Genomic DNA, 24417 nt, shown 5'->3' with positions numbered 1-24417 from the left:
CGATCAAGTAAATTTGAATCACGACGCTTACGTAATGCAGTACCCGCCATCATGAGTTTATTACCCGCAAGGGAGCCGTATTTGTGCATGACAGGAGTTCAGGAACAATGAGAAGCATGATGCTGATTGCCAGCCTTTTGCTGGTGAGTGCGTGCAACACCCCGTCGCGGGTCGGCTTGCCGGACGATCGTGCGCAAATCGAGGCGGGCCAGGCGGCCGGGCGCGCGTTGGCGGGTAAACCGCTGCCGCCGGAACGCATTCGTCCTGGCGACACGCTGCGCATTGTGCGCAACAGTGGCGAGGCGCCATCGATTTCGGCGTTCACGGCCAACTCCATCTATGAGTTGACCTTGTTCCAAGTGCTCAATGACGGCACTTTTTCCTACCCCTACATCGGTACGGTAAAAGCGGCCGGCCTGACGCTACAGCAATTGAATGACCTGCTGGAAAGCAAGCTGCAGACTGTCTACCGCGAGACGGCACTGACCATCAATATTTCTCAGTCGCCGGGCAATACCGTGTTCGTGGGCGGCGCCGTGCGCAATTCGGTCACGCTGCCGATCAACGTGGCCACCAATCTCAATCAGGCCATCCTCGGCGCAGGCGGGGTCGCGCTGGACGCAGATGCCGGTCAGGTTGCACTGCTGCGTCAGGAAGAGAACGGGCTCTACAAGACCTACTTTTTCGACTACAGCAAGTTCCTCTGGGCAGATGCCGGAGGCCCAACCGCGCCGGTACTGCTGAAACGCGGCGACATAGTGTTTGTTCCCAAATCATCGGTCGGCAACAAGGTCGACGGCGTGTCCCTGTACTTCAACCAGCTGATTCCCTTCGCGAAGTCGATCGGGCTGGGCATGAACTACGAGTTGCGCAATAACAATTAATTGTCAGGGATACAGACATGATCAACATCCGCTCATTCCGCGACCTGCTGCGCCTGTTCTTTATCTTCAAGCGCGAAGTCAAGATTACCGTGCTGGCGACCTTCGTCATTATTCTGCTGGGCGCCTTTCTGCTGCCCAATCGCTATGAATCAACAGCTCTGCTGCTGGTCAAGCCCGGCCGCGACAGCAGCACTGTGCCTATCGAGCTTTCCGACCGTCAGGCCATCGTCATACCCAGCGGCCTGCGTGACCCGCTGCTCGACGAAGAGCGCATGCTCAGCGGCCGACCGATCATGCGCGCAGTGTCCGAGAAGTACCTTGCGGAGCTGTCAATGGCACCACCTGAAACCGGCGTGCTGGCATCGATAAAGAACGGCGTCAAGGCAGTCGTCGGGGGCGTCGTCAACGGCGTGCGTAGCGTCCTCCAATTCATCGGTCTGGTGGAACACCGCTCGCAGGTCGAGCGGCTGGCCGAAGACCTGGAAAAGAACTTCAAGGTCCGTCATGAGCCTGGTTCCTCGGTAATGGAACTGACCTTTACCTGGAACGACCCCGCCACGGCACAAACAGTACTCAAGACGTGGATCGATGAATATCAGTCGCAGCGCACCAAGACCCTTGGCCGGGTCAGCCTGTATGCGTTCTACGAAGCGGAAGTGAAGACCACCGGTGAGAACATCATCGAATACAAGAAGCAGATTCAGAACTACCTGAACCAGCTCAGCGCAGTCAGTATTTCCCAGCGACTGGCCGATACGTCTCAGGGGCTCAACGACCTGCGCACCGAACGCAACAATACAACGCGCTCCATCGCCTCGACCAAGGCAGGCCTGGACCTGCTGAAAAAACAGCTGTCCGAGCAGCCCAAGACCGTCTCCGCCGGACGCGAGCTGGCGCTCAATCCCAATCGCCAGGACTTGCAGAACCGCATCAATGGCAAGGAAGTGGAGCGCCAGGAAATGCTCCGCTCGTTCAAGGACCAGGCGCCACCGATTCGGGCGATTAATGAGGAAATCGATAACCTCAAGAAACTGCTCAACGGGCAGGAGGCAACTGTTCAGCGCTCCGAAAGCATCACGCCCAACCCTATCTACAACCGCATGCAGAACGTCTACGCCGATCAGCAGACCAGCTACGCACGCCTGCAAACCCAGCTTGCGCAGCAAAATGCACAAATCGCTCAACTGGAAAACGATCGCCAGCAGGCGCTGAATCTGGAGCCGGAGCTTTCACGCCTGCAGAACGAGCTGGATGCCTCGGAAAAAAGCTACGCGCTGTACAAGGACAGTCTGGAAAAATCCCGCATCGACCGCGAGCTGGACAACAGCCAGATCAGCAACATCGCAACCATTGAAGAGGCAACGTTCAACCCCAGCCGGGTCTTTCCGAAAAGCCTGTTGATGCTGCTACTGGCGTTTCCGTTGAGCGTTGTGGTGGGCGCGCTGGCGTTGTACTTCTTCTACCTGCTGGATCAGCGCATCCATGACGGCGACAAGATCGAGAGCAGCTTTGGCGTGCCGGTCTGGACCAGCCTGCCAGATCTGGAGCGCGCGCAGGAACGCAGCGCTGCCTTTACCTCCAACCTGCACCGTGTTTACGGAATCCTGCCGCTGGATCAGGTCGACGGACAGGGCCTGACCCTCGGCTTTACTTCGGTCAAGTCGGGCGCGGGTGTGGCCTTCGTGATCGAGCGGCTGCGTACGTTGCTGGTCGAACAGGGCCATCAAGTCCGCACTGAAGGACGCAGCCCTGCCAGCCCGGGTGAAATCGTGCTGATCAACGCCTCGGCACTGTCCGCTAATCAGGACGCTTTCGTGCTGCTGCGCAAGGCTGATCTGATCGTACTGGTGGTGCGTGCCGAAGAAACCACCGTGCCGATGCTCGAGGACACACTGAACAATCTCAATACCGCCTTCAAGAAGGTCGACGGCATCATCGTCAACCGGCGCCGTTTCGAAGTGCCGGAACGCGTGCTGAAGTTCCTCAAGCGGTTCGGGAGTCGAGGCTGATGAGAATCGCGCTGCTGGCACCGCTGCCGCCCGAGCAGAACGGCATCGCTGACTATGCCGGGCATCTGCGCCAGGCGCTGGAAGCTCTGGGACTGCAGATCAGTACGCCGCTGCAAGGGGTAGGCAATGATCCTCGCGCCGCAGAACAGCGGGTGGCTGACACGGACTGGAGCAGCGTGGATCTGGTCCATGCCGAACTGGGGGGTGGAAGACTGGCGGAGTTCCAGGCCTTGCGCGCCCTGCGCCGGCGCTTCCCGAAGCTGCCGCTGACCGCGACCGTACATGACCCTGAACGACTGGTCTGGCGCCGCGAAAAGCTTCCCTGGCCACTGTCGATCGCCAGCGGTATGCGTTCACCTCTGCCGGAGATGGCCACAGTGCTGGCCGACCCGTTGTGCCTGCATGAAGAGCGACAGCTGGCAAGGCACATGACCCGGCTGGTGACTCTGACACAGGCAGGCAGTCAAAGCCTGCGTCAGCGCATGGGCCTCAAGCCAGCGCAAATGGTTGTGATCCATCACGGCAACGTGGCGATTGCGTCGGCCCCATTGCCGCCGATGAAGCCTTTGCGCCTGCTGTACTTCGGTTTCATCTATCGCGGCAAGGGCATAGAGGACCTGCTGGACGCGCTGGCCAGTGTGTTCACTTCACAGCCCGCACTGCGTTCAACGGTACGCCTGACCCTGGCGGGCGGCAGCGAGCCGGAAATGGCATTCGGCCAGTCCGGCAGCTACCTGGAGCAACTGCGTACGCGTATTCGCCAGTTGGGCCTGGTCGACCTGATCGACTGGCAACTGGACTTGCCTGCCGAGCAGATCGCGCAGGTCATTCAGGCTCATCATGTGATGGTGCTGCCCTATCGCGAATCAAGCAAACTGAAGATTCTCGGCAAACTGCGCGGCACCAGCGGCGCGCTGTCATGGGCAGTGGCCTGCGGCAGAGGCGTCATCACCTCGGATGCACGTTCATTTGCCGAAGAAGTCTCGCACGGCAACGGCACGATCTATCCTCAGGGTGATGTCGAATGCCTGGCCAGTGCCCTGGCGCGTGTCTGCGCATCGCCCGAAATGATCCAGCAATGGGCAGTGAACGCCTCGCGCATGGGCGAGGCCCGGGTCTGGAGTCATACCGCCGAACATTTCCGGGACGTCTTCCGCCAAGCCTGCGAGGAGAAGTGACATGCAGCGTTTATCCAGATTCAAGGCCGTTACAACCGCGCTGATAGCTGCCACCCTGAGCTGCGCCGCTCAGGCGGCAACGGTCCTGAAAGCGCCCCGCGACGTGGTCTGGAAAGACTTTCTGGGTGTCAACGTACAGTTCCAGTACTTTGCGCCGGACATCTATAGGCAACAGATGGACCGTCTGGATGAGTTGGGCCTGAACTGGGTGCGGCTGACCATCCACTGGCCGATCATCGAACCGCAAAAGGATCAATACGCCCTGACCGAACTGGACGCCGCCATGGCGGCGATCAAGGCGCGCAACTACAACACGCTGGCGTACCTGGTCGGTTCGGCTTCGTTCGCCAGCAGTGCCCCGGTCGATGCCAGAAGCCGCGATCAGTACCCGCCCAAAGATTTCAACGTCTTTGCCGCACGCATGACCGCTCTGGCCAGGCGCTACCCGCAGGTGAGCAACTGGCAGGTCTGGAACGAGCCCAATATTATCTGGCTGCCCAAGGAGGACCCGGCGGCTTATGGTCGTTTGCTGACGACCACAGCCGATGCCATTCGCGCAGCCTTGCCGGATAAAACTATCGTCACCGCAGGCATGGCCTACTACAGCCAGATGCACAGCACCTCCGGCTACATGCTGCAGGCCCTGCTCGACAACGGTCTGGGCCAGCAGAATATCGTGGCCGCCTACCACCCATACTCCGAATACCCGGAAGGCGACTCGGTGGCAGACCGCGACTTTCTGGTACGCGCCGATGCCATGAATAACTTGCTGCACAGCAACGGTGTCAAGCAGGTGTGGGCCACCGAATGGGGCTGGTCAAGCTACGACGGTCCGGTGGAGATGCAACAGCTGATTGGCACTTCAGGCCAGGCCGACTACACCCTGCGGCGCCTGGCGCTGATGAGCGCCCTGGACTTCCAGCGTATCTTCCTGTTCAACCTCAGCGACCTTGACGAGCGTGCTTCGGCCCGTGATCAGGGCTACGGGCTGCTGGACCTGCAAGCAGGCCCCAAACCGGTCTACACCGCACTGCAGAACTTCCTGAAGATCACCGGCCCGCGCCTCAAACCTGCGGACCCGCCTGCGGTGAGCGCCGTGCCCGGCGATCTGTACGCGGTGCCGTGGAGCAGGGACGATGGCTCCCGTCTGTTGATGTTCTGGAGCGCCACCGGCACATCGCTGAATTTTCCAGGCATCACCAACGCAGTGGTGCATGACCCGCTGACCGGCAGCCGTACCCCGCTGTCCGGCAGCCAGGGCATCACCCTGCTGCTGAAGCCGACTCTGCAAATCCTGGAATGGAAACCTTGAGCATGCGAATTCTATGGACGCTCCCCTACCTGCCATGGCCCACCACCAGCGGCGGCAAGACCCGGGAATATCACCTGCTGCGCAACCTGGCAGCCCGAGGCCATCGCATAACCCTGCTGGTTCAGTCCAAGACTGCGCTGGATGATGAATCCCGCTCGGCACTTGAACCCTGGCTGGAGCGCCTGATCGTGATTGATCGACGTCCACTGCTGAGCTTTCGCACAATGCTGGCTGTGGCGTTCTCACCTGCTCCGATGCTGGCCAGTATCAACGGCTATGCCCCGACACTGGAAAAAGCCTTCGAGCAACTGCTCGAGGAAGACTGGGACATCATCCAGCTGCAGCATACGTATTTCTTTCAGCCTTTCGAACGCGCGCTAAAACGCTCGGGCAAGCCATTCGTACTGACCGAGCACAACGTCGAATCCGACTTGGGTGCCGCCAGCTACGACCGGCTGCCGCGCTGGGCCGGGGCTTTTGCCTTGTATGATCGCTGGCGCTACAGACGCTGGGAAAGCCGCGTGTTTCGTCAGACCGGCGAGTTGATTGCAGTGACCGAGGACGATGCCAAGGTGCTGTCGCGCCTGAGCGGCAGGGCCACGTCCTATGTCGTCAACAGTGTCGATTGCGGCTACTACGCCAGTGTGCGTGCCGACCGCGGCAGCCATCGCCTGCTCTTCATCGGCAATTATGAGTACGGCCCCAACATCGACGCCATCGAATGGGCACTGGATGAGATCATGCCGAAGGTCTGGGCTCAGGCACCGGAGGTGAGTTTTGCCATCGGCGGTTTTGGCATGCCTGAGAGCTGGCGCGAGCGCTGGCCGGACCCACGCATCGAATGGCTGGGTTTCGTACCCGACCTGCGCGCCTTGCAGGCCACCGCCTCGATGTTCTTCGCCCCTTTGCGCCAGGGCGGCGGTTCCAAACTCAAGACGCTGGAAGCCATGGCCGCCGGCTTGCCGGTGGTGACTACCGCGCAAGGCGTCTCGGGCCTGTCGGTGACCAATGGCGAACATTATCTGGGCAGCGAAGATGCAGCCGGACTCGCCACATTGATAGTCGAATACACCGACAAGCCACTGCGGCTCGATCAGATCGGTGAGGCAGGCCGCGTTTATGTGCGCGCCCGGCACGACTGGTCAGTGTCGGCTGCCCAACTGGAAGTGATCTACACCCGCTTTTCGCCCACCAAGCAAGGATCGCGCTCATGCGTATAGGACTCGATTACCGCGCGGCAGCCGGTTACCCCATTAGCGGCATCGGCCGCCAGAATTTTGCGCTGGAGAAAGCCTTCCGCGAGCACCCGGACGTGCAACTGCAATTGTTCGGCGTCGCACCTTACGACCATCCGGTGCGCCGCGTGATGCATGCGCCGCGCTGGGCTGCCCCGCTGGACTCGGTGCATCGCCTGCCGGACCGCGCGCGCTTCGAGGGCTCTTTCCTGCCTGGCGCCCTGCGCGATGCAGGCATCGAGGTCTATGTCGCGAATATCAACATGGGCCTGCCGCTGGGTCGAAAACCCACTGGCATGCGCTATGTACTGCAGCTGCACGATCTGTTTCAGATCACCCAGCAGAACAGCCACGGTTCGCGCCTGAAAGCCCGCGTGTACCGCTTGACCGACTACCTGTCGATTGTCTGGTCGCTCAAGGTCGCCGACCAGATTTGGGTGCCGTCGCAATTTACCGCCAACGAGGCGGCGCGCCTGTTCCCGCGGTTCAAGGACAAGCTGCGGGTCGTGCCCCTGCTGGTCGAGCGCTTCGAGGGCGAACCGGCCGACGTCACTCACCTGCGGCTGCCCGAGCGCTATTGGCTGTGCGTTGGCACTCGCGAGCCACGCAAGAACATCAAATGGTTCGTCGAGGCCTGGCAGACCGCACGCATGCAGTTCGTCGACACCCCGGAGCTGGTTCTGGTCGGTAGCGATGAACCGTTGACCGAAGCGCAGCGTCAGTTGCCGGGTCTGCACGTGCTGACCGGCCTCAGTGATGCCGAGCTGCACGCAGTCTACAAAAATGCCGAGCGGCTCTGGCAGCCGTCCAGAAGCGAAGGTTTCGGCCTGCCGGTGATCGAGGCGCTGAACGTGGGGACTCCGGTAGCCGTGGCCACCGGTTCGTCGCTGGATGAAGTCGCCCCACCCCACAGCCCGCGCTTTTCGCCTGATGACAGCGGCAACCTGATCAGGCTGATGGGCACGCTGTCCCATGCCCCCGAAGAAGACCCGGCTCTCGCCAGGGACTGGACCGACCGCTATCAGCTGAAAGCGTTCTGCGATCGCGTTCACGCTACGCTGGAGGAGCTGCGCTGATGCCACTGGCGATGCCTCTGGGGTTACTGATCAGCCTGTTGTTCGGGGTGATGATCTGGCTGTTGCCGATACCGCTGGTGCTGATGGCCGTGCTGGGTATTGCCGCCGTGGCGACAGTCATGCGCCGCCCAGTGCTCGGCTTGCTGCTGTTCGGCTTTATCGGGACCTTTCTGCCCTACTCCACGGTTCAGATCGGCATTCGAACGACGGTGTCCGAGGGGCTGGTCATGCTGACCTGGGTCAGCTACCTGCTGCAGGGCGTATTTTTTCAAGAACAGGACAAGGTGCCCCCGATGCTGCGCACCGAGCGGTTGCTGGTCGCCTTGATGCTGTTCAGCGCTTTTCCGTTTCTGGTGGGCCAACTGACCGTCGTCGCCGAAGGCAATGGGCCGATCAACTGGGTCCGCTGGCTGTTCAACCTGTCGATCCTGTTTCTGGTGCCACGCTTGCTGACCGATCTCAAGACGCTGGAAAGCCTGGTCATTGCGTTGCTCGGCGGGACGCTTCTGTTGCTGCTGATGTCGATCTCGATCTATGTAAGCAAAGGCTCGGGAACAGCAATCATCCCGATTCTCGGCAGTCTGGGCTACAGCGGCGCAGACACCCTGAACGATAGTTTGCAATCATTCGCGACCCGGATGGGCTCACCCTGGATGCACCCCAACGTGGCCGGTGGCGCTCTGGCAATGTTGCTGCCGCTGGCATTCTGTTTCGGCATGACCCGCAGCGGCATGGCACGCAAGCTGGGCCTGGCCGTTGCAGTGTTGGGCGTCGTCGGCCTGCTGCTGACCGGGTCACGCGGCGCGCTGGTGAGCCTGCTGGCAGTGATGCTGTGGATGGTCCGTCGGCGTGTCCCGCATCTCGGTCGGTTGCTGATGGGTGGCATAACTGCCGGCGTCGTGCTGTTGATGTTCTATCCACCGCTGCAAGAGCGGCTGATGGGCCTGTTCGCCGATGACGACGTCAGCACCGCGATCCGCTTCCTTGAATACAGTCATTTCCCGGATGCAATGGCGACGTTCCCGTTCGGCATCGGTTTCAAGACCGATCCGCCAGTGCTGGGCTACACGCAATTCGGTATTTCCAATTTGTGGCTGAACTTCATCTACAAGATCGGTCTGCCCGGCATGCTGCTGTTTATCGCCGTCACGGTCAGTTGGTGGAAGGCCGTACGCCCCGACACGGGCCGAATCGTGCTGACCCGCGAAAACGCGATTGCGCTGGGTTGCATGATCGGCGTGCTGTCGGCCCTGTTCAGCGGCCTGTTCGACCACTATTTCAGTTTCACCAGCGTGCTGGCTGCCCTGTTCTGGCTGTTTGTCGGCATCAGCCTGCACGAAACCAGGCGCCTGCGCGCCAGCGCCGCAAACTCACGTCATCACCCCGCTGCCCCACCCGAGCTGGAAGCCTCCGTATGAAACATCGCATGCTGCATTCGCACAACCTCAGAGAGGCGCTGCCCGACTACGCACGCAAGATGGCCGTGCCACTCGAAGAACTCGAAGCCGCCTACCAGTGGATGCTCGACAACGAAGTGTGCTTCGAGACGCGTATAAAGGAGCGGACCTTGTCGTTCATCTGCTACCTGAACATCGAGCCGAGAATCGAGAACCCGCTGGCACGACGTTTTTACAAGCTGCTAGCCAGTGAAACCCTTGGCGCCCTGATTCCGCTTTACGGGATCAACTGGCCGACGCTACGTGACCGCATGCTGCGCACTTGGGAGTTGGCTTACAACATTCTGATCTGCAAGATCCCCAGCCATACCCTGCGCCTGCTCTGGCTGCGTATCGGAGGGGCAAAAATCGGCAAAGGCTCGACCGTATGGCGCAATACCGAAGTTCTGGGGGTCGACAGCCTGCGTATCGGCAATGACACCACAGTGGGCTGGCATTGCCAGCTGGATGCACGTGGCGGGCTGGTGATTGGCGATCACGTAACCATCGCCTCGCATGTGCTGATTATCGCCGGAGGGCACGACCTGAATGAACCCGAGTTCTGGGCGGTGGGTGGGCCGGTGTTCATCGGTGACTACGCCTGGATCTGCAGCCGCGCCCTGCTCTCGTTCGGTGCCGACATCGGCGAAGGTGCCGTGGTCGGTGGCAACAGCGTGGTGTCCAAGCCTGTCGCGCCCTACGCGATCGTCAGCGGCCCAAATGCCGAAGTCAAAGGCGAGCGCGCGCGTAATCTCAAGTACAAGGTGGGCGGCAAAGGCCTGTTCACCTTGTTCCACTGATCGGCAGCGCCTGCGATGCTGGGTTCGACACTCTGGCTGACACTGGCCACCCTTACCGGCCTGGCAGCCGGTTTTGCCCGTGAGTGGCTGTTAGTCGCGGCCTGGGGCGCAGGAGGCCAAAGCGATGCGTTTCTGGTCTCGATGTTTGTACCTGAAGCATTGCGCATGTCGCTGGCAGCCGGCTTGCTCAGTGCGGCGGCCTTGCCGCTGTATCAGCAACGCTCCGCCGAGCGGCAGCAGCGCTGGCTCGGTGGGATGGCACCGCGACTGCTGCTGAGCGGTCTGGCACTGAGCCTGATACTGGTGGTCGGTGCCGGGCCTCTGGTGCGACTGATAGGCCCGGGACTGGATACCGATGGTTACGTTCAGGCTGCTGGCGGCCTGCGCTGGCTGGCCTGGTGCGCCCCCGGTTTTTTGCTGCACGCATTGTTCTGTGTGCCCTTGCAGGCTCGGTCGCGGTTCGTACTGGCCGGGCTTGGCTCGCTGCTGTTCAACTTGCCACCGGTGATCTACCTCGCCACTTCTGGTCACGCGTCCACATCGACTGGCGTGGCCAGTGCCTGCGTGCTGGGCAGCATACTGATGCCCAGCGTGCTGTTGCCGACGTTGTACCGTTCCGGCTGGCGACCCTGGCAGTGGCAATCGGAAGCTGGCGCCGTGCGCGAACTGTTGCAACGCATCGGGCCACTGCTGAGCAGCAACCTGGCCAGCCAGGGCCTTGCCTTGCTTGAGCGAATGGTAGCTTCGTTGCTTGGCGAAGGCGCGGTGACCTGGGTCAACCTGGCGCGCAAGCTGATCAACCTGCCGTTGATAGCGCTGATGAGCCTGAATCAGGTGCTGTTGGGGCTGATGAGCGGCAGCGCGGGCGATCAGCGTCTGTCGCTGCTACGGCGCGGGCTGGGCAGCGCCACCTTGCTGACCTTGCCAGCGGTGGCCGGCCTGATAGGTGCGGCTGGTGCGCTCGTAACCCTGCTGCTGCCCGCTCAGACCCACGACGGCCCTTTGCCGGGACTGCTGGCATGGTTTGCCGTACCGCTGATGTTCGGTGCCTGGAATGCGCTGCTCGCACGGTATGCCTACGCAGCAGGTGATACGCGTCTGCCGCTCAACTGCGAACTGATCGGCAGCCTGTGCAACGCGCTGCTGCTCGGCACATTGCCCTTGGTATTCGGTCTGTCTGGCATCGCCATCGCTGCATTGGGCGGCGCACTGGTCACTGGTCTGCTGCTGATGCGGCGCCAGTCACTGCTCAAGGTCCTGCCCTGGCGCAGTCACTGGTTGCTGGCCAGCGCGCTGATGGTGATCGCCGCTCTGGCCCTGCATCCGCTGCAAAATACCTGGCTGCAGCTTGGGTTGAGCTGCCTTTATGGTGCGCTATTGCTGGCAGGACTGGCGTTGTGGCTCAAGCCGTGGCGCAGCACAGAAGCCTGATCGACGGCTTGCCTGCAGGTATCGCGGAAGCACTCAAGACTCGGCGAGATGAATTTGTCGCGGTGCCTGATCATGAAGAATCGCCGATTCAACGGCGGCAGTGGGCTGGCAAGCGTCTTCAACTGACCGCTTGCCAGCAGATCAGCCACCACGCGCCGGGACAGACAGCTGATGCCGATGCCCTCAGCAAGGGTGCGTTTTATTGCCTCGGAACTGCCCATCTGGCGCATGTCCTTCAGATCATGCAGGTGCCTGAGCAGCAAGTGCTCGACCTCCTCCCGGGTTCCGGAGCCCGGCTCGCGCAATAGCCATTCCGCATGCTGCAATTCAGTCAGTGATACCTGTGCCTGCCGGGCCAGCGGATGACTGCTGCCGGCAACAATGAGCATCTCATCGACCCGCCAGGGCTCGGCGATCAGTTCCGGCAGATGACACGGCGCCTCGATCAGCCCCATGTCAATCTCGAACTGCGCGACCTTGCGGGCAATTGATGCGCTGTTGCCGATGTCCACGTCCACCCGCAACAGCGGTGCCGAGGCGCGAAGCGCACCGATAATCAGCGGCAGCTCGTAATTGCCGATAGTGCTGCTACTGCCGATTCGCAGGCGCGCATTCAGGCTGGCATCGGGCAGCAGAAAACTGTCTTCGATCTGCTGGGCGCTTTCCAGCATCGTCATGGCGCGGGGCAACAGCGCCTGTCCACTGTCATTAAGGACCAGCCGCTTGCCCACCCGGTCGAACAGGCGCGTGCCGAGCGCACTTTCCAGCTCGTTGAGTGCAGCGCTGGTGGCCGACTGAGATAACGCCAGCGCATGGCCTGCACTGGTAGTGCTGCCGTGCCGCGTAATAGCGCAAAAAATCTGCAGTTGCCGCAGGTTAAGCCTCAAGGGCGAACTCCATTCAGGGTTTATCTACCTGAAATACAGGTAACAAGAAGCGAGATTACCCGTTTAGAGAATTTATTGTCGAACCTTAAACTAACTGCACATCCGCAACTGCCCGCAGGAAAACGCCATGAACCGGCTCGCCATCATCATCAAGGGTTACGCCCCTCTCAAAGCCTTGGCGAGCCCGCGCGAAGCGATCCGCCAATTCACGCCAAACTGGTTCGCCGTAACCATGGGCACCGGAATTCTGTCGCTGGCGTTGGCGCAACTGCCAGGCAACTCGGCACTTTTGCGTAACCTAGGGGAAGCACTGTGGTTCCTCAATATCGGCCTGTTCGTGCTGTTCAGCGTGATGTACGCCTGTCGCTGGCTGTTGTTCTTCAACGAGGCGCGTAAGGTGTTCGGGCATTCGACGGTCTCGATGTTCTTCGGCACGATCCCCATGGGCCTGGCGACCCTCATCAGCGGCCTGCTGGTCTTCGGCCCGGCACGCTGGGGCGATTCAATTGTTCCGGTTGCCGAAGCCCTGTGGTGGCTGGATGTGGCCATGGCGCTGGCCTGTGGCGTATTGATCCCGTTCATGATGTTCACCCGCCAGGAACACAGCATCGAGAAAATGACCGCTGTATGGCTATTGCCCGTGGTGGCCGCCGAAGTCGCAGCGGCCTGCGGCGGGTTGCTGACGCAGCAGCTCGCCACGCCAGATGCGCAGTTCACCGTGCTGATCACCAGCTACGTACTGTGGGCCTACTCGGTGCCTGTTGCGCTGAGCATCCTGGTGATCCTGCTGTTGCGACTGGCACTCCACAAACTGCCGCACGAGAGCATGGCGGCATCGAGCTGGCTGGCACTGGGCCCGATCGGTACGGGCGCACTGAGCATGCTGGTGATGAGCAGCGATGCCCCGGCAGTGTTTGCCGCACACGGTCTGGCGTCGATGGGCAGCGTGGCAGCCGGCGTCGGGGTCATTGCCGGTATGCTTTTCTGGGGGCTGGGCCTGTGGTGGATGGCGCTGGCAGTGCTGATAACAGCGCGCTATTTCAAGCAAGGTCTGGCGTTCAATCTGGGCTGGTGGGCATTCACCTTTCCACTCGGGGTGTACGCGCTGGCGACGCTCAAACTGGGTGCGACCCTGCATCTGGGCTTTTTCGACGTGTTCGGCCAAGGGCTGGTGGGGTTGCTGGCGGTCATGTGGCTGATCGTGTCTGCGCATACCCTGGCGGGCGCCTACCGAGGGCATCTGTTCGTCTCGCCGTGCATTGCATCGAGCGCATGTGCCCTTCGGTAAATCTCCTTGAACTTACTTTCGCAGCGGGGCGCCTGAGATAGACACCTTCCGCACAGAGAGTATTCATGCATACCTCAGCACTGCCCGACGATTACGGCTCCCGCGACGAGAACATCGTCATCAATTCCTACACCACTGTCCTGCGCAGAGACGGGGTCCCTCACGCGTTGTTCGCCACCTACTGGCGTGACGTTCACGGCCCGCTGTGCGCAAGGCTTCCAGGCCTGGGGTGGTACGTTCAGCACCATCTGACCCGAGAAAAGGACGGCCATCTGTGGCCGGTCATCGAAGGCGTCAAGCCACTGCCGGGCTATGTGCTTGATGGCGGCGTGGAGATCGGCTTTCTGTCCGCCGAGGACCAGAAGCAATTCAAGGACGCCAGCTCCCTGCTGTTTACAGACGAGCAGAACATGTTCGCGGAAACCATTGCCTACGACGTGCCGGACGGCTCGAGCACGCTGGTCGATCGTCTGCCTGATCCGATCCCCAACGAAACGGCAACCCAGGACAAAACCCATCTGCACTTTCATCTCGACAGCGGTGATCGGTCGGCTGCGCGCGACGCCGTGGAAAAACTGGCCCGCGAGATGGCCAGTGCCGATGCGGTCCTCAAGCTGCGCCTGCACCTCGCGCAACCCTACGACAACGCTCAACCGGCACCGCCTGCACCCGATGTGAATCATGAAGTCGAAGAGTCCCGTCTGGACATGGTCATGATGGAAGTGGTGTTCGAGTCGGCCTGGACTCGTCGGACCTACTACGCGAGCGAGCATTTCAAGGCCATCACCCAAGGCCTCGGCGCGCATGTTCGCTATGTAACACCATTTGGCGTCAGCGGTGTCTACACCTACGTGCGTGACGCGATCATGACCGCCGCCGGGGTGCGTGGCAGCCGTCAGGCTCAATTGATTCGTCAACTCGGCGCGATCAATCAGACACGCCCGGAGATCGAAAGCCTGTTCGGCGCGGCACAATCATCCTGAAGGCAGGCTGATCAGGCAGCCAAACAACGGTAACGGTGCGCGACTCAAAACCGCGCTTTACTCAGCGAAAATCGAGATACTTGAAGCCCATGAAAGCATTGACCACTCGGGAGGTGTACCAGCAACTGCGAGATGCTGCGATGGGCACGCGAGAAATGCAGCGTGTTGGCCACTCCTCGGACACCGGGCTGCATCAGGTGACCATAGACGGCTGGCTGCTGACGCTGGAAACGATCGAAAGCAGCCTGAGCCACTGCCGCTACAGCCGCTGCCCGGACGGGCGGGAAGGCTCGTTCGAGAGCTGGCTGCGGACTGACCCGGTCAGCTTGCTGAGCGCCTGGGAACAGGCGCAGATCGAACGGTTGCTGAGTGGGGCTGTTGCCTGATGTCCTGCGCGGGCGCGTGAGGAACGATAACTTTCTGATCGTCGTCTCCAGGCTCCGCGCTCATCGTGATACACAGGTGCTGCCGGGCCTGGAAATACCGCTCCACAGCTGCCTTCATTTTGGCTAGACTCAACTGATTGCTGAATCGTTTAACTCGGCTTTGGTGTCAGGTTGAATGCGCTCTGCAAGACCATAATTCCAATAATTCCAGAAGGACCACCGCCATGAAATCCCTTCCCCTGCTTGTAGGCCTCGGCGCGTTGACTGCCGCTTCCAGTGTTTTTGCCTGGGACTACGTGCTGCTCGATACCGACAAGGCTGCGCAAAATCAGCAGATCACCAGCAAGCAATTGGGCGTCAAGACTGACAAGCCGTTCACGATCACGATGCGCACGCTGCATGGCGGTCGTCAGGAAGGCGTGAGCATTATCGATATCGACAACGGCACGATGAAGCTGTCGGTGGTACCGACCCGCGGCATGAACGTGTTGCATGCCTCGGTTGGCGACGTGCGCATGGGGTGGGATTCACCGGTCAAGGATGTCGTCAACCCGGCGTTCATCGAGCTTAACGGCCGTGGCGGGCTGGGCTGGCTGGAAGGGTTCAACGAACTGGTCGTCCGTTGCGGTTACGAATGGGTGGGCCATCCGGGCATGGACAATGGCGAGTTGCTGACCCTGCACGGTCGCGCGGCCAATATCCCGGCCAGCAAGGTTACGCTGCAGATCGACGAAAAACCGCCTTATGCCATTCGCCTGAAGGGCGAACTCAAGGAGCAGGCGTTCAAGAAAGTGGATTTCTCGGTGCAGACCGAACTGGTCACCGAGCCTGGCAGCACAAGCTTCTCGCTTAACGATACGTTGACCAACAACGGCGATTATCCGAAAGAGTATCAGGCGCTGTACCACAGCAACTTCAGCACGCCATTCCTCGAACAGGGCGCGCGCTTCGAGGCACCGGTCAAGCAGGTCTCGCCGTTCAACGAGAAGGCCAAGGCTGATCTGGGCGACTGGCAAACCTACCGCGCACCTACCCCGGACTACGACGAGACGGTCTACAACATCGTGCCTTACGGCGATGAGAAAGGTGACACCGTGACCGTGCTGCACAACAAGGCCGGCAGTCTGGGCGTTGCCGTCGGTTTCAATACCAAGCAGTTGCCGGTGTTCTCGCTGTGGAAAAACACAGACACCAAAGGTCAGGGTTACGTGACCGGGCTGGAGCCAGGCACCAGTTTCTCTTATAACCGCCGATTCCAGCGCCCCCTCAACCTGGTGCCGACCATTGCACCGAAGGAGCAACGTCAGTTCCAGATCAGCTACAGCCTGCTGGCTGACAAGGGTGCAGTCGACAAGGCACTCGGGCAGATCAAGACCATCCAGGACGGGCGCGAAACCGAAGTCCGCAAAGAGCCGCTGGTGGACCTTACCAAAGAGCAATGATCTTTGCCTGAAGCTTTTCAGCGCCCAGTCTGAGCAAGGCCGGATCTTGACGTAAAGCACTGCGTCGATATCCGGCCTTGTTTCGTTGCGCAGCAAAGATTCTCATAACTCCTGGGGGTTTTGTCTGTCTACACCCTCCCAACCCTTCAAAAACGAGCATGAATATGAAAATCCTGATGGTTCTGACGTCCCATGACCAACTGGGCGACACCGGCAAAAAAACCGGTTTCTGGCTCGAAGAATTTGCAGCTCCTTATTACGTGTTCAAGGATGCAGGTGCCGAAGTCACGTTGGTATCGCCTGCTGGCGGCCAACCACCGCTTGACCCTAAAAGCGATGAGCCTGACGCCCAGACCGCTGAAACCGAGCGCTTCGCCAAAGATACCGATGCTCAGAAAGTGCTGGCCAATACCGGACGCCTGGCTGAAGTAAACGCCGCCGATTTCGATGCTGTGTTCTACCCGGGCGGCCACGGTCCACTGTGGGATCTGGCCGAAGACGCGCATTCCATTGCTTTGATCGAAGCGTTTGCCAAAGCCGACAAGCCACATGGTCTGGTGTGCCACGCACCCGGCGTGCTGCGTAAGGTCAAAGCACAAAATGGCGAGCCGCTGGTCAAGGGTCGCCGCGTTACCGGTTTTACCAACAGCGAAGAAGAAGCTGTCGGCCTGACCAACGTTGTACCTTTTCTGGTCGAAGACGCGCTCAAAGCGTTGGGCGGCGACTACTCCAAAGGCGATGACTGGAGCGTTTACGTGCTGACCGATGGCAAACTCGTGACCGGACAGAACCCGGCCAGTTCGGCGCAGGCTGCCAAAGACGTGCTGACTCTGTTGAGTTGATGCCTGATGCGCGGTTCGGTGCCTGAAGGGTCGGCATTGAACCGCGCGTCATTTAGATCGAATCTTGTCGGGCTGCAACAGCCCAATATCCAGATACCCCACCCCTCTGGAGAACTGCCATGACAGATGAATCCAAACGTGAAGACCTCGACCACAAACCGGAAAATGCCGGCAAAGTGGGTGAGAAGAATAAAGAACTCAACAAGCAGGGTGAGCAGCCACGACCTGGCACTTCTCCCGACCCGCAAAAAGACAATTCCGGCAGCTGATCGCTGGTCAGAGCAGCCCCCGCTCTGCACAGACCTTCACGATCTGTTCGCGCAGCCAGCAACTCGTTTCATCCTGATCGGCCTGCGCGCTCCAGACCATGTCCAGGCTAAAACCGGGCAGGTCCGGTGGCAGCTCGAAAACAGAAACCCACGGTTCGTTATCCAGCAGGGTCTGAATGCGCCGTGGCAGCACCAGAATGAAGTCGGTACCCTCGAGCAACTGTAAGGCCGCCCGGTAACTGTTGGCACGAGCGACAATGTCGCGTTCCAGCCCCTGACGTTGCAGCCAGCCATCAACCATATTGCTGTCGGAGGTCCAGGGGGTCGGGTATACATGCCGCCGCCGGGTAAAGGTGGTCGTGTCAATCAGTGCGCTCTGCGGCGCGAACTGCGAGTCCATGACGCAAACCAGATCATCCTCCAGCAGTACCTGCGAAATCAGGCTGTCGGGCACTCGATGAAAACCCGGACCGAAACACAGGGCCAGATCGAGATGGCCGTCGTTGAGCGACTCGACTGGCAAATGCTTGTCCAGCTTCTGCACGTTGACAGTGACCGAGAACCCCGCCGCCGCGAAATCGCGCATCAGGTGAGGCAATACCAGCAGCTCGAAATACTCGGGAGCACACACCGTGAAGGTGGTTTGCCTGCGTGTCGGATCAAACAGCTTCAGCCCGTCATGGCAAAGATTGATGGCTTGCAGGATCTGCTGCACATGGCTGTGCATGGCAAGGGCCTTGCGGGTCGGACGCATGCCATTGCGAGTGCTGATGAACAAGTCATCCTCGAAATTCGCACGCAGCTTTTTCAGGCAGTAACTGACCGTCGACTGACTGACATGCAGCGCTTCGGCGACCAGCGTCAGATTGCGTTGCTCATACACTGAGACAAATACCATCAGGTCCTGCATGTCCAGCTTTCTCAGAGCATTACTGTTGAGCATCAAGGCTTCTCGCTGGCGTTGCGACCGGACGGTCAGGACTGCGCGAGCACGATAGCATCAAAATGCAATCAGGCAGCCTCTTCGCATTCCGGCGTACTCCGGGCACCACGCAGATACCGATGATAATGCCGCGGGTTAAGTCGAGCCACCATCAGCAGCATGATTGCGACCACTGCCATGAGCGACCACCACGCCCCAGCGAAACTGCCGGTCAGGTCGCGGATCAGTCCGGCGAACAGTGGCGACAGGCTGGCGATCAGGTAACCGATCCCCTGCACGAACGCCGTGAGGCTGCCTGCCTGCTGCGGATCGTCAAGATGGTCCATCGACACGATAAGACTCATCGGGAACAGACCGCCGATACCCAACCCCAGCAGGCCCGCCCAGACCAGGCTCGATTGCTCGGGCATCAGGATCAGACCGGCGAAACCGGCCATCATCAACCCGAGCAGAACACTCAGAGCGATACGTTTGTCCCGGCTACGGTTGGCCAGCGCCGGCACCAGCAAGCCCGAGATCACTTCCATCAGTGTCACAAACCCCAGCAACAGGCCGGCGCCCTGCTCGCTCCAGCCATGTTCCACGTAATAAGGCGCCAGCCAGGCCAGCACGCAGGTATAGGAAGCAGTGCCCAGACCGAAGAAAACCCCGAGCATCCAGGCCCGAGGCAGGTGCGAAAACGCTCGCTGCTCAAGCATGGCCACTGGTGCATCAGGCTGCGACAAGCGCCGCTGCTGGCCCTTCCAGAAACACAGCGCCAATAGCGCCAGCGCGGACCAGACAGACAGCGCGACATGCCAACTGCCACTAAGCCACAGGATAAGCGGACTCAAGGATGCGGCAATGGTTGCTCCACCCATGATCGCCGTGACGTAGAGCCCCATGCACAAAGAGACATGGGACTTGAAACGGGCTTTGATCAACGCGGGCATCAGCGCCTGGATAATGGCAACCCCGAGCCCCGCCAGCACGGCGCTGGCAATCAGGTCGACAGCCGACCCCAGAAACACACGCGCCAGGGTCGCCACGCCGATCAGCGCCAGCGACAGCATGACACTACGGTGCGAGCCCAGAAGATGGGCAACCCTGACGCCGAAAAACATCGCCAGCCCCATGACCATGACCGGCAGCATGGTCAACAGCGACGCCGCAGCGAAGCTCAGCGGCATGTCAAGGCGAATCGCCGCCAGTAACGGACCGACTGCAGCCATCGATGGGCGCAGGTTCAATGCGACCAGAACCACACTGACCATCAACCCGATAGGTTTTCCCGCCAAGCCACGCAATTGCATACCGTCACCTTCGCTGTAAAGGTCACGATTAGGCCGGGTGGGCGGGTCGGCGGCAAATCAGAATATGGGACGTGCTATCGGAAAATCAGGTCAGACCTGGCGCACGCGGCTTTCAGGCGTTCTGACGACGGCCATCGCAACATTCGACCTGTTCTGTGCGCGGCACCTCGGCACCGACGAGATCATCTACACCCAGCCACCAGGTCATTCCGCTACACGGAAATTGCAGGTAGAACGGCTGGCCCATCATTGGTGTTGTGATCAACACATTCTGTTCCCAGGCCAACGCCAGAATCCGGTCGAAAGGTTCGTGCCAGGCATGCATCGCCAAGTCAAAAGTGCCGTTGTGGATCGGCAGCAGCCAGCGCCCGCGCAGGTCCAGGTGCGCCTGCAAGGTCTGTTCGGGCTGCATGTGTACCTGTGGCCACTCGACGTTATAGGCGCCGGTTTCCATAAGCGTCAGATCGAACGGCCCGTACTGTTCGCCAATGGTCTTGAACCCGTCGAAGTAGCCCGTGTCGCCACTGAAGAAAATCCGCTGATCGTCGTCGATCATCACCCAGGACGCCCATAAGGTGCGATTGCTGTCGAGCAATGTACGACCCGAAAAATGCTGCGAAGGCGTGGCAACGAATTCGATACCCTCGATCTCGGTGGATTGCCACCAGTCGAGCTGACGAACCTTGTGCGCAGGGACGCCCCACTCGATCAGCGTATCGCCCACACCCAGCGGCGCCAGGAAGTGTTCGGTCTTGTCCGTCAGGGCTTTTATAGCCATGCGGTCAAGGTGGTCATAATGATTGTGGGAGAGAATCACACCGGTGATCGGCGGCAGCTCGTCAAGGCTGATGGGCGGCTGATGAAAGCGTTGCGGCCCTGCCCACTGCACCGGCGAGGCACGCTCGGCAAACACCGGGTCGGTAATCCAGAACCGGTTGCGCAGCTTGAGCAGCACAGTCGAATGACCCAGGCGATACACCGTATTGTTCGGTGCTGCCAGCAACTGCTGACGCGAAAGCGGCTGAACCGGAATTTCCCCTGCCGGGCGTGTGTCCTTGGGCTTGTTGAACAGCTGGTCCCAGAAGATACCAAGCGTCCGGAAAAAACCGAGCGGCTTCACGGGCGCATGATTGCGATAGCGCCCCTCGTGCCGAGACAGGACAGGCAGTGAAGTAACATCCTTTTTCTGGTGGGTCGAGGCCATGATTTGCTGACTCCTGAGGACAGGTTGAGGCTCCAGCCGTGCATACTTTGTACGTGAATCCCGTTGCAGGATGTCCGATGGAAAATATGTAACAGTGTTTTACACTACACGGTGTAGTTTTAAGCTTGCATGATTCTGGGCGACAAGTAAACTGCCAAGTGTACTTTTCTCTAAACGCACGTTTGAAGCGAACCTATGACCGCACCCATGCGCCTTACCGATCAGAAACGCGAAGCCATTGTTCTGGCAGCCATTGCCGAGTTTGGCGACCGTGGCTTCGAGGTCACCAGCATGGACCGCATTGCGGCGCGAGCCGAGGTGTCAAAACGGACGGTCTATAACCATTTCCCCAGCAAGGAGGAGTTGTTCGCCGAAATGCTCCAGCGTCTGTGGAGCTGCGCCCCGCCGCAGTCGGAGGTGCTCTACCATGCTGACAGCAGCCTGCGTGAGCAATTGAGAGACTTGCTGTGGGGCAAGATGCGCAACCTTACCAACAGCAGCTTCATTGATCTGGCGCGAGTGGTGGTCGGTGCAACCATTCACTCGCCAGAGCGGGCGCAGGTGTGGATGGCGCGCATCAATGAACGCGAAGAAACCTTCAGCGCATGGATCCGCGCCGCACAGAAGGATGGTCGCCTCAAACACGTCGACCCGGGCTTTGCCGCCACGCAAATGCATGCCCTGCTCAAGTCGTTTGCCTTTTGGCCACAAGTGACTTTCAACGCGCCATTGCTCACGCCCGATGAGCAAAGCAATGTCGTGGAATCGGCACTGAACATGTTTCTGGGCTGGTATGAAATGCCCCGCTGACACCGCCGGGTGTCTTCGCTCACCCCAGCACTGTGCCGCGGCACTCGCCAAAACCGATCGACACCTGCCCTTCTCGATGACAGCGAGCGCGCAGGATCACCTCATCGCCACTTTCCAGAAACTTTCGCTGTTCGCCACCTGGCAACGTTATGACATCTTTGCCCCCTTCAGTCATCTCCAGCAGGCTGCCGAACTGGCCCGCATCAGGCCCGGACAACGTGCCGGTGCCGAACAGGTCACCCGGTTGCAGCTTGCAGCCATTCACGCTGTGGTGCGCAACCATCTGCGCAGCGGTCCAGTACATGTTCAGTGAGTTGCTCAAACCCAGCCGGTGAGGTGCAAGCCCCTGGGTTTTCATCTGTTCGGTGAGCAGCAGGACTTCCAGCTCGATATCCAGCGCGCCACTCTGCTGATCGCTCCTGTCGAGCAGATAAGGCAGCGGCTGCGGATCGCCCTCGGGTCTCGCCGGCTGGGGGCTGCGAAACGGTTCAAGGGCTTCGGCAGTGATCACCCAGGGCGATAGGGTGGTCGCAAAACTCTTGGATAAAAACGGTCCAAGCGGCTGGTATTCCCACGCTTGTATGTCGCGCGCGGACCAGTCGTTGAGCAGGCAGAACCCAGCGATATGCTCGGCCGCGCGGTCGATCCCGATGGCCTCGCCCTGCGCATTGCCCGGGCCGATCCATACGCCCATTTCCAGTTCGTAATCCAGCCGTTTGCATGGACCAAACTCAGGCACTTGCTGGCCGGCCATGAGCATCTGGCCGTTGGGCCGTCTGATCGGTGTGCCAGAGATACACAAGGTCGACGCCCGACCGTGATAACCGATGGGCACATACTTGTAATTGGGCAACAGCGGGTTGTCTGGACGAAACATCTTCCCCACGTTCAACGCATGATGAATGCCGACGTAGAAATCGCTGTAGTCACCTACCCGGGCGGGCATGTGCATCGTGCATTCGTTCATAGGCAGCAACAGGCCGGATGCGGCCTGCAGGTAGGAGCGTTGTGGGCTGTCTTCATCCAGCAACTGCACAAGGGCAGCACGCAAGGCCCGACGCGCTTCAGCACCCAGCGCGAAGAAATCATTGAGCTGATCGCGGCTCGCAACCTCGACCGCTTCAACCGCCGGCCCTTTGATGAAACCACCCTTTAGCACAGCCTTGAGATCAAGGATCAGATCACCGATGGCTATACCACCTCGCGGCGCGGAGCCGTTATGGCTGAACACGCCCAGCGGCAGATTCTGAAGTGGAAAGTCGCCATGACCGTTGGCCGATGCGACCCAACTGCGGCGACCTGAAGAAATGCTCATTACAACGGCTCCTTGTTGAACGTTCTGGCCATGCCGTTCCAGCAGCCGTCGTAGTCGGTTTGCAGTTGCGGGCAATCCAGCGCATGGCGACTGGGGCGCAGCACCTTGCCGGTCTCAAACATAAAAGCCATGGTGTTTTCTATCTTGTGCGGTTTCAAATCGGCAGCGATGGCTTTTTCTGCCGTGACATTGTCCGGCCCATGAGCGCTCATGCAGTTGTGCAGCGACGAGCCGCCCGGCATGAAACCTTCGGCCTTGGCGTCGTAAGCACCATCGATCAGGCCCATGAACTCGTTCATCAGGTTGCGATGAAACCACGGCGGACGAAAAGTATTTTCCGCCACCATCCAGCGTGGCGGGAAAATCACAAAATCGATATTGGCCTGCCCCTGAACGGGACCTGGCGAGGTCAGCACGGTAAAAATCGAGGGGTCCGGGTGATCGTAACTGACGGTGCCGATGGTATTGAAGCGCCGCAGATCATACTTGTACGGCACATTGTTGCCGTGCCAGCCGACCACATCGAACGGCGAGTGCGGCAGTTGAGTCGCCCACAGTTCGCCAAGGAATTTCTGTACCAGTTGTACCGGCTCGTTTCGTTCTTCAAACCAGGCCACCGGGGTTAGAAAATCACGCGCATTGGCCAATCCGTTGCTGCCGATCGGCCCGAGTTCCGGCAGGCGTAACGCGCAACCATGATTCTCGCAGATGTAGCCACGTGCGCTGTAGTCGAGCAACTGCACGCTGAATTTCAGGCCACGCGGCAGCACGGCAACTTCCAGAGGCTCTACGTCCATCACGCCCAGCTCGGTGACGATTCTTAATCTTCCCTGCTGCGGCACAATCAGCCATTCGCCGTCGGCATTGAAAAACGCGCGCTGCATTGAGGTATTGGTGGCATACACGTAAACACTGACCCCTTCGGCCTGATCAGGTATCGACGTGCTGGCCAGTGATATCAGGCCGTCGATGAAGTCTGTGGGTTCTCTGGGGATGTCAAAGGCGTTCCAGCGCAGGCGATTGGGGTTTATCGGCCCCTGCTGCTGACCGAGGATCTGCCGATCGACACGCTGATAGCGCGGATGGGCTGCCGAGGGCTGGATCCGGTACATCCAGGTACGACGAGCTTCGGCACGACCGACGGTAAAAGCGGTTCCCGAGAACTGCTCGGCGTACAAACCCAACGGGTGCCTTTGCGGCGAGTTCTGAGCAATCGGTACCGCGCCCGGCAAGGCTTCGCTGCTGAACTGGTTGCCAAAACCTGACTGATAGACCAGTGGATCCGAGCTGCAATGAATAGCCATCTGAGCCTCTTGTTGTTATTCAGTCACACAGCAGTACGTGGATCGTCAAAAATCGTAAATCGATTACGCTTAACGTAATTTGAGTTTGAAA

At 59.9% G+C, this 24417-nt stretch carries 22 protein-coding genes; 16 read left to right on the top strand and 6 right to left on the bottom strand.

Going from position 1 to position 24417, the window contains the following annotated elements; translation table 11 throughout:
* The first annotated feature begins 107 nt into the window (after positions 1-107).
* From I9H09_RS10215 to I9H09_RS10175, 9 genes are read left to right on the top strand one after another with little or no spacing between them, the layout of a single operon-like run.
* A complete protein-coding gene (locus I9H09_RS10215) occupies positions 108-884 on the top strand; it encodes a polysaccharide biosynthesis/export family protein (RefSeq protein ID WP_024671036.1) in 777 nt (258 codons plus the stop codon).
* Between the two features lie 17 nt (positions 885-901).
* A complete protein-coding gene (locus tag I9H09_RS10210; RefSeq protein WP_005890439.1) occupies positions 902-2893 on the top strand; it encodes an exopolysaccharide transport family protein in 1992 nt (663 codons plus the stop codon).
* Positions 2893-4071 carry a glycosyltransferase gene (locus I9H09_RS10205; protein ID WP_005890438.1) on the top strand — a complete coding sequence of 393 codons (1179 nt, stop codon included), beginning with the start codon at positions 2893-2895 and terminating at the stop codon, positions 4069-4071. The genes I9H09_RS10210 and I9H09_RS10205 overlap by 1 nt, the downstream gene beginning before the upstream one ends.
* A 1-nt stretch (position 4072) precedes the next feature.
* Positions 4073-5383 carry a cellulase family glycosylhydrolase gene (locus I9H09_RS10200; protein WP_005890437.1) on the top strand — a complete coding sequence of 437 codons (1311 nt, stop codon included), beginning with the start codon at positions 4073-4075 and terminating at the stop codon, positions 5381-5383.
* Positions 5384-5385: 2 nt separating this feature from the next.
* Positions 5386-6603 carry a glycosyltransferase family 4 protein gene (locus I9H09_RS10195; RefSeq protein ID WP_024689756.1) on the top strand — a complete coding sequence of 406 codons (1218 nt, stop codon included), beginning with the start codon at positions 5386-5388 and terminating at the stop codon, positions 6601-6603.
* The gene (locus I9H09_RS10190; RefSeq protein WP_122323518.1) at positions 6594-7694 is read left to right on the top strand and encodes a glycosyltransferase family 4 protein; all 1101 of its coding nucleotides are present in this window, start codon (positions 6594-6596) and stop codon (positions 7692-7694) included. The genes I9H09_RS10195 and I9H09_RS10190 overlap by 10 nt, the downstream gene beginning before the upstream one ends.
* Positions 7694-9112 carry an O-antigen ligase family protein gene (locus tag I9H09_RS10185; protein WP_122347064.1) on the top strand — a complete coding sequence of 473 codons (1419 nt, stop codon included), beginning with the start codon at positions 7694-7696 and terminating at the stop codon, positions 9110-9112. Before I9H09_RS10190 ends, I9H09_RS10185 begins: the two co-directional genes overlap by 1 nt.
* A complete protein-coding gene (locus I9H09_RS10180; protein WP_024671042.1) occupies positions 9109-9930 on the top strand; it encodes an acyltransferase in 822 nt (273 codons plus the stop codon). The genes I9H09_RS10185 and I9H09_RS10180 overlap by 4 nt, the downstream gene beginning before the upstream one ends.
* A gap of 15 nt (positions 9931-9945) precedes the next feature.
* Positions 9946-11361, top strand: coding sequence for a lipid II flippase MurJ (locus I9H09_RS10175; RefSeq protein WP_122312316.1), 1416 nt, complete (start codon positions 9946-9948; stop codon positions 11359-11361).
* Here the strand turns inward: I9H09_RS10175 and I9H09_RS10170 are convergent.
* Positions 11295-12248, bottom strand: coding sequence for a LysR family transcriptional regulator (locus I9H09_RS10170; protein ID WP_054989297.1), 954 nt, complete (start codon positions 12246-12248; stop codon positions 11295-11297). The two genes, I9H09_RS10175 and I9H09_RS10170, sit on opposite strands and share 67 nt — an antisense overlap.
* A 127-nt stretch (positions 12249-12375) precedes the next feature.
* Between I9H09_RS10170 and I9H09_RS10165 the strand changes: the two genes are divergently transcribed.
* The 6 genes from I9H09_RS10165 to I9H09_RS10140 all read left to right on the top strand — a co-directional run bounded on the left by I9H09_RS10165 (position 12376) and on the right by I9H09_RS10140 (position 17458).
* Positions 12376-13536 carry a TDT family transporter gene (locus tag I9H09_RS10165; RefSeq protein WP_122312317.1) on the top strand — a complete coding sequence of 387 codons (1161 nt, stop codon included), beginning with the start codon at positions 12376-12378 and terminating at the stop codon, positions 13534-13536.
* Positions 13537-13601: 65 nt separating this feature from the next.
* Positions 13602-14519 (top strand): EthD domain-containing protein, encoded by a 918-nt coding sequence (locus tag I9H09_RS10160; protein WP_122312318.1) that lies wholly within the window; start codon positions 13602-13604, stop codon positions 14517-14519.
* Positions 14520-14608: 89 nt separating this feature from the next.
* Positions 14609-14905, top strand: coding sequence for a DUF7693 family protein (locus I9H09_RS10155; protein ID WP_122312319.1), 297 nt, complete (start codon positions 14609-14611; stop codon positions 14903-14905).
* A 224-nt stretch (positions 14906-15129) separates the two neighbouring features.
* A complete protein-coding gene (locus I9H09_RS10150) occupies positions 15130-16347 on the top strand; it encodes an aldose 1-epimerase family protein (protein ID WP_054997021.1) in 1218 nt (405 codons plus the stop codon).
* Between the two features lie 164 nt (positions 16348-16511).
* Positions 16512-17189, top strand: coding sequence for a type 1 glutamine amidotransferase domain-containing protein (locus I9H09_RS10145; protein WP_005890416.1), 678 nt, complete (start codon positions 16512-16514; stop codon positions 17187-17189).
* Between the two features lie 119 nt (positions 17190-17308).
* On the top strand, positions 17309-17458 hold the full coding sequence (locus I9H09_RS10140; protein WP_005890415.1) for a hypothetical protein: 150 nt from the start codon (positions 17309-17311) through the stop codon (positions 17456-17458).
* 7 nt (positions 17459-17465) lie between these two features.
* On the opposite strand, the gene I9H09_RS10135 is transcribed toward I9H09_RS10140, so the two are convergent.
* From I9H09_RS10135 to I9H09_RS10125, 3 genes are all read right to left on the bottom strand, one after another.
* Positions 17466-18401, bottom strand: a complete 936-nt coding sequence (locus I9H09_RS10135; RefSeq protein ID WP_054997020.1) for a LysR family transcriptional regulator — start codon at positions 18399-18401, stop codon at positions 17466-17468.
* 68 nt (positions 18402-18469) lie between these two features.
* Positions 18470-19693 carry a cyanate transporter gene (locus I9H09_RS10130; protein ID WP_054997019.1) on the bottom strand — a complete coding sequence of 408 codons (1224 nt, stop codon included), beginning with the start codon at positions 19691-19693 and terminating at the stop codon, positions 18470-18472.
* Positions 19694-19805: 112 nt separating this feature from the next.
* Positions 19806-20897: an MBL fold metallo-hydrolase gene (locus tag I9H09_RS10125; RefSeq protein ID WP_054997018.1), complete on the bottom strand. Its 1092-nt coding sequence runs from the start codon at positions 20895-20897 to the stop codon at positions 19806-19808.
* 195 nt (positions 20898-21092) lie between these two features.
* On the opposite strand from I9H09_RS10125, the gene I9H09_RS10120 reads away from it, so the two are divergent.
* Entirely contained in the window at positions 21093-21707 is a 615-nt protein-coding gene (locus tag I9H09_RS10120) for a TetR/AcrR family transcriptional regulator (protein ID WP_054989302.1), read from the top strand.
* 19 nt (positions 21708-21726) lie between these two features.
* Here the strand turns inward: I9H09_RS10120 and fahA are convergent, their stop codons facing one another.
* Positions 21727-23022, bottom strand: coding sequence for a fumarylacetoacetase (gene fahA / locus I9H09_RS10115; protein WP_054997017.1), 1296 nt, complete (start codon positions 23020-23022; stop codon positions 21727-21729).
* A complete protein-coding gene (hmgA, locus tag I9H09_RS10110; protein WP_054997016.1) occupies positions 23022-24326 on the bottom strand; it encodes a homogentisate 1,2-dioxygenase in 1305 nt (434 codons plus the stop codon). The genes fahA and hmgA overlap by 1 nt, the downstream gene beginning before the upstream one ends.
* Between the last annotated feature and the right edge of the window lie 91 nt (positions 24327-24417).

This window comes from Pseudomonas tremae (assembly GCF_023278125.1).
Lineage (GTDB): Bacteria > Pseudomonadota > Gammaproteobacteria > Pseudomonadales > Pseudomonadaceae > Aquipseudomonas > Aquipseudomonas tremae.
The sequence above is the reverse complement of the archived record's forward strand: the minus strand, read 5'-3'. Positions and strand labels throughout refer to the sequence as shown.

Excerpts from the sequence above, each read along its gene's own strand:
- I9H09_RS10215 (WP_024671036.1), top strand. The coding sequence starts at position 108 with ATGAGAAGCATGATGCTGATTGCCAGCCTTTTGCTGGTGAGTGCGTGC.
- I9H09_RS10210 (WP_005890439.1), top strand. The coding sequence starts at position 902 with ATGATCAACATCCGCTCATTCCGCGACCTGCTGCGCCTGTTCTTTATC.
- I9H09_RS10205 (WP_005890438.1), top strand. The coding sequence starts at position 2,893 with ATGAGAATCGCGCTGCTGGCACCGCTGCCGCCCGAGCAGAACGGCATC.
- I9H09_RS10200 (WP_005890437.1), top strand. The coding sequence starts at position 4,073 with ATGCAGCGTTTATCCAGATTCAAGGCCGTTACAACCGCGCTGATAGCT.
- I9H09_RS10195 (WP_024689756.1), top strand. The coding sequence starts at position 5,386 with ATGCGAATTCTATGGACGCTCCCCTACCTGCCATGGCCCACCACCAGC.
- I9H09_RS10190 (WP_122323518.1), top strand. The coding sequence starts at position 6,594 with ATGCGTATAGGACTCGATTACCGCGCGGCAGCCGGTTACCCCATTAGC.
- I9H09_RS10185 (WP_122347064.1), top strand. The coding sequence starts at position 7,694 with ATGCCACTGGCGATGCCTCTGGGGTTACTGATCAGCCTGTTGTTCGGG.
- I9H09_RS10180 (WP_024671042.1), top strand. The coding sequence starts at position 9,109 with ATGAAACATCGCATGCTGCATTCGCACAACCTCAGAGAGGCGCTGCCC.
- I9H09_RS10175 (WP_122312316.1), top strand. The coding sequence starts at position 9,946 with ATGCTGGGTTCGACACTCTGGCTGACACTGGCCACCCTTACCGGCCTG.
- I9H09_RS10165 (WP_122312317.1), top strand. The coding sequence starts at position 12,376 with ATGAACCGGCTCGCCATCATCATCAAGGGTTACGCCCCTCTCAAAGCC.
- I9H09_RS10160 (WP_122312318.1), top strand. The coding sequence starts at position 13,602 with ATGCATACCTCAGCACTGCCCGACGATTACGGCTCCCGCGACGAGAAC.
- I9H09_RS10155 (WP_122312319.1), top strand. The coding sequence starts at position 14,609 with ATGAAAGCATTGACCACTCGGGAGGTGTACCAGCAACTGCGAGATGCT.
- I9H09_RS10150 (WP_054997021.1), top strand. The coding sequence starts at position 15,130 with ATGAAATCCCTTCCCCTGCTTGTAGGCCTCGGCGCGTTGACTGCCGCT.
- I9H09_RS10145 (WP_005890416.1), top strand. The coding sequence starts at position 16,512 with ATGAAAATCCTGATGGTTCTGACGTCCCATGACCAACTGGGCGACACC.
- I9H09_RS10140 (WP_005890415.1), top strand. The coding sequence starts at position 17,309 with ATGACAGATGAATCCAAACGTGAAGACCTCGACCACAAACCGGAAAAT.
- I9H09_RS10135 (WP_054997020.1), bottom strand. The coding sequence starts at position 18,401 with ATGCTCAACAGTAATGCTCTGAGAAAGCTGGACATGCAGGACCTGATG.
- I9H09_RS10130 (WP_054997019.1), bottom strand. The coding sequence starts at position 19,693 with ATGCAATTGCGTGGCTTGGCGGGAAAACCTATCGGGTTGATGGTCAGT.
- I9H09_RS10125 (WP_054997018.1), bottom strand. The coding sequence starts at position 20,897 with ATGGCCTCGACCCACCAGAAAAAGGATGTTACTTCACTGCCTGTCCTG.
- I9H09_RS10120 (WP_054989302.1), top strand. The coding sequence starts at position 21,093 with ATGACCGCACCCATGCGCCTTACCGATCAGAAACGCGAAGCCATTGTT.
- fahA (WP_054997017.1), bottom strand. The coding sequence starts at position 23,022 with ATGAGCATTTCTTCAGGTCGCCGCAGTTGGGTCGCATCGGCCAACGGT.
- hmgA (WP_054997016.1), bottom strand. The coding sequence starts at position 24,326 with ATGGCTATTCATTGCAGCTCGGATCCACTGGTCTATCAGTCAGGTTTT.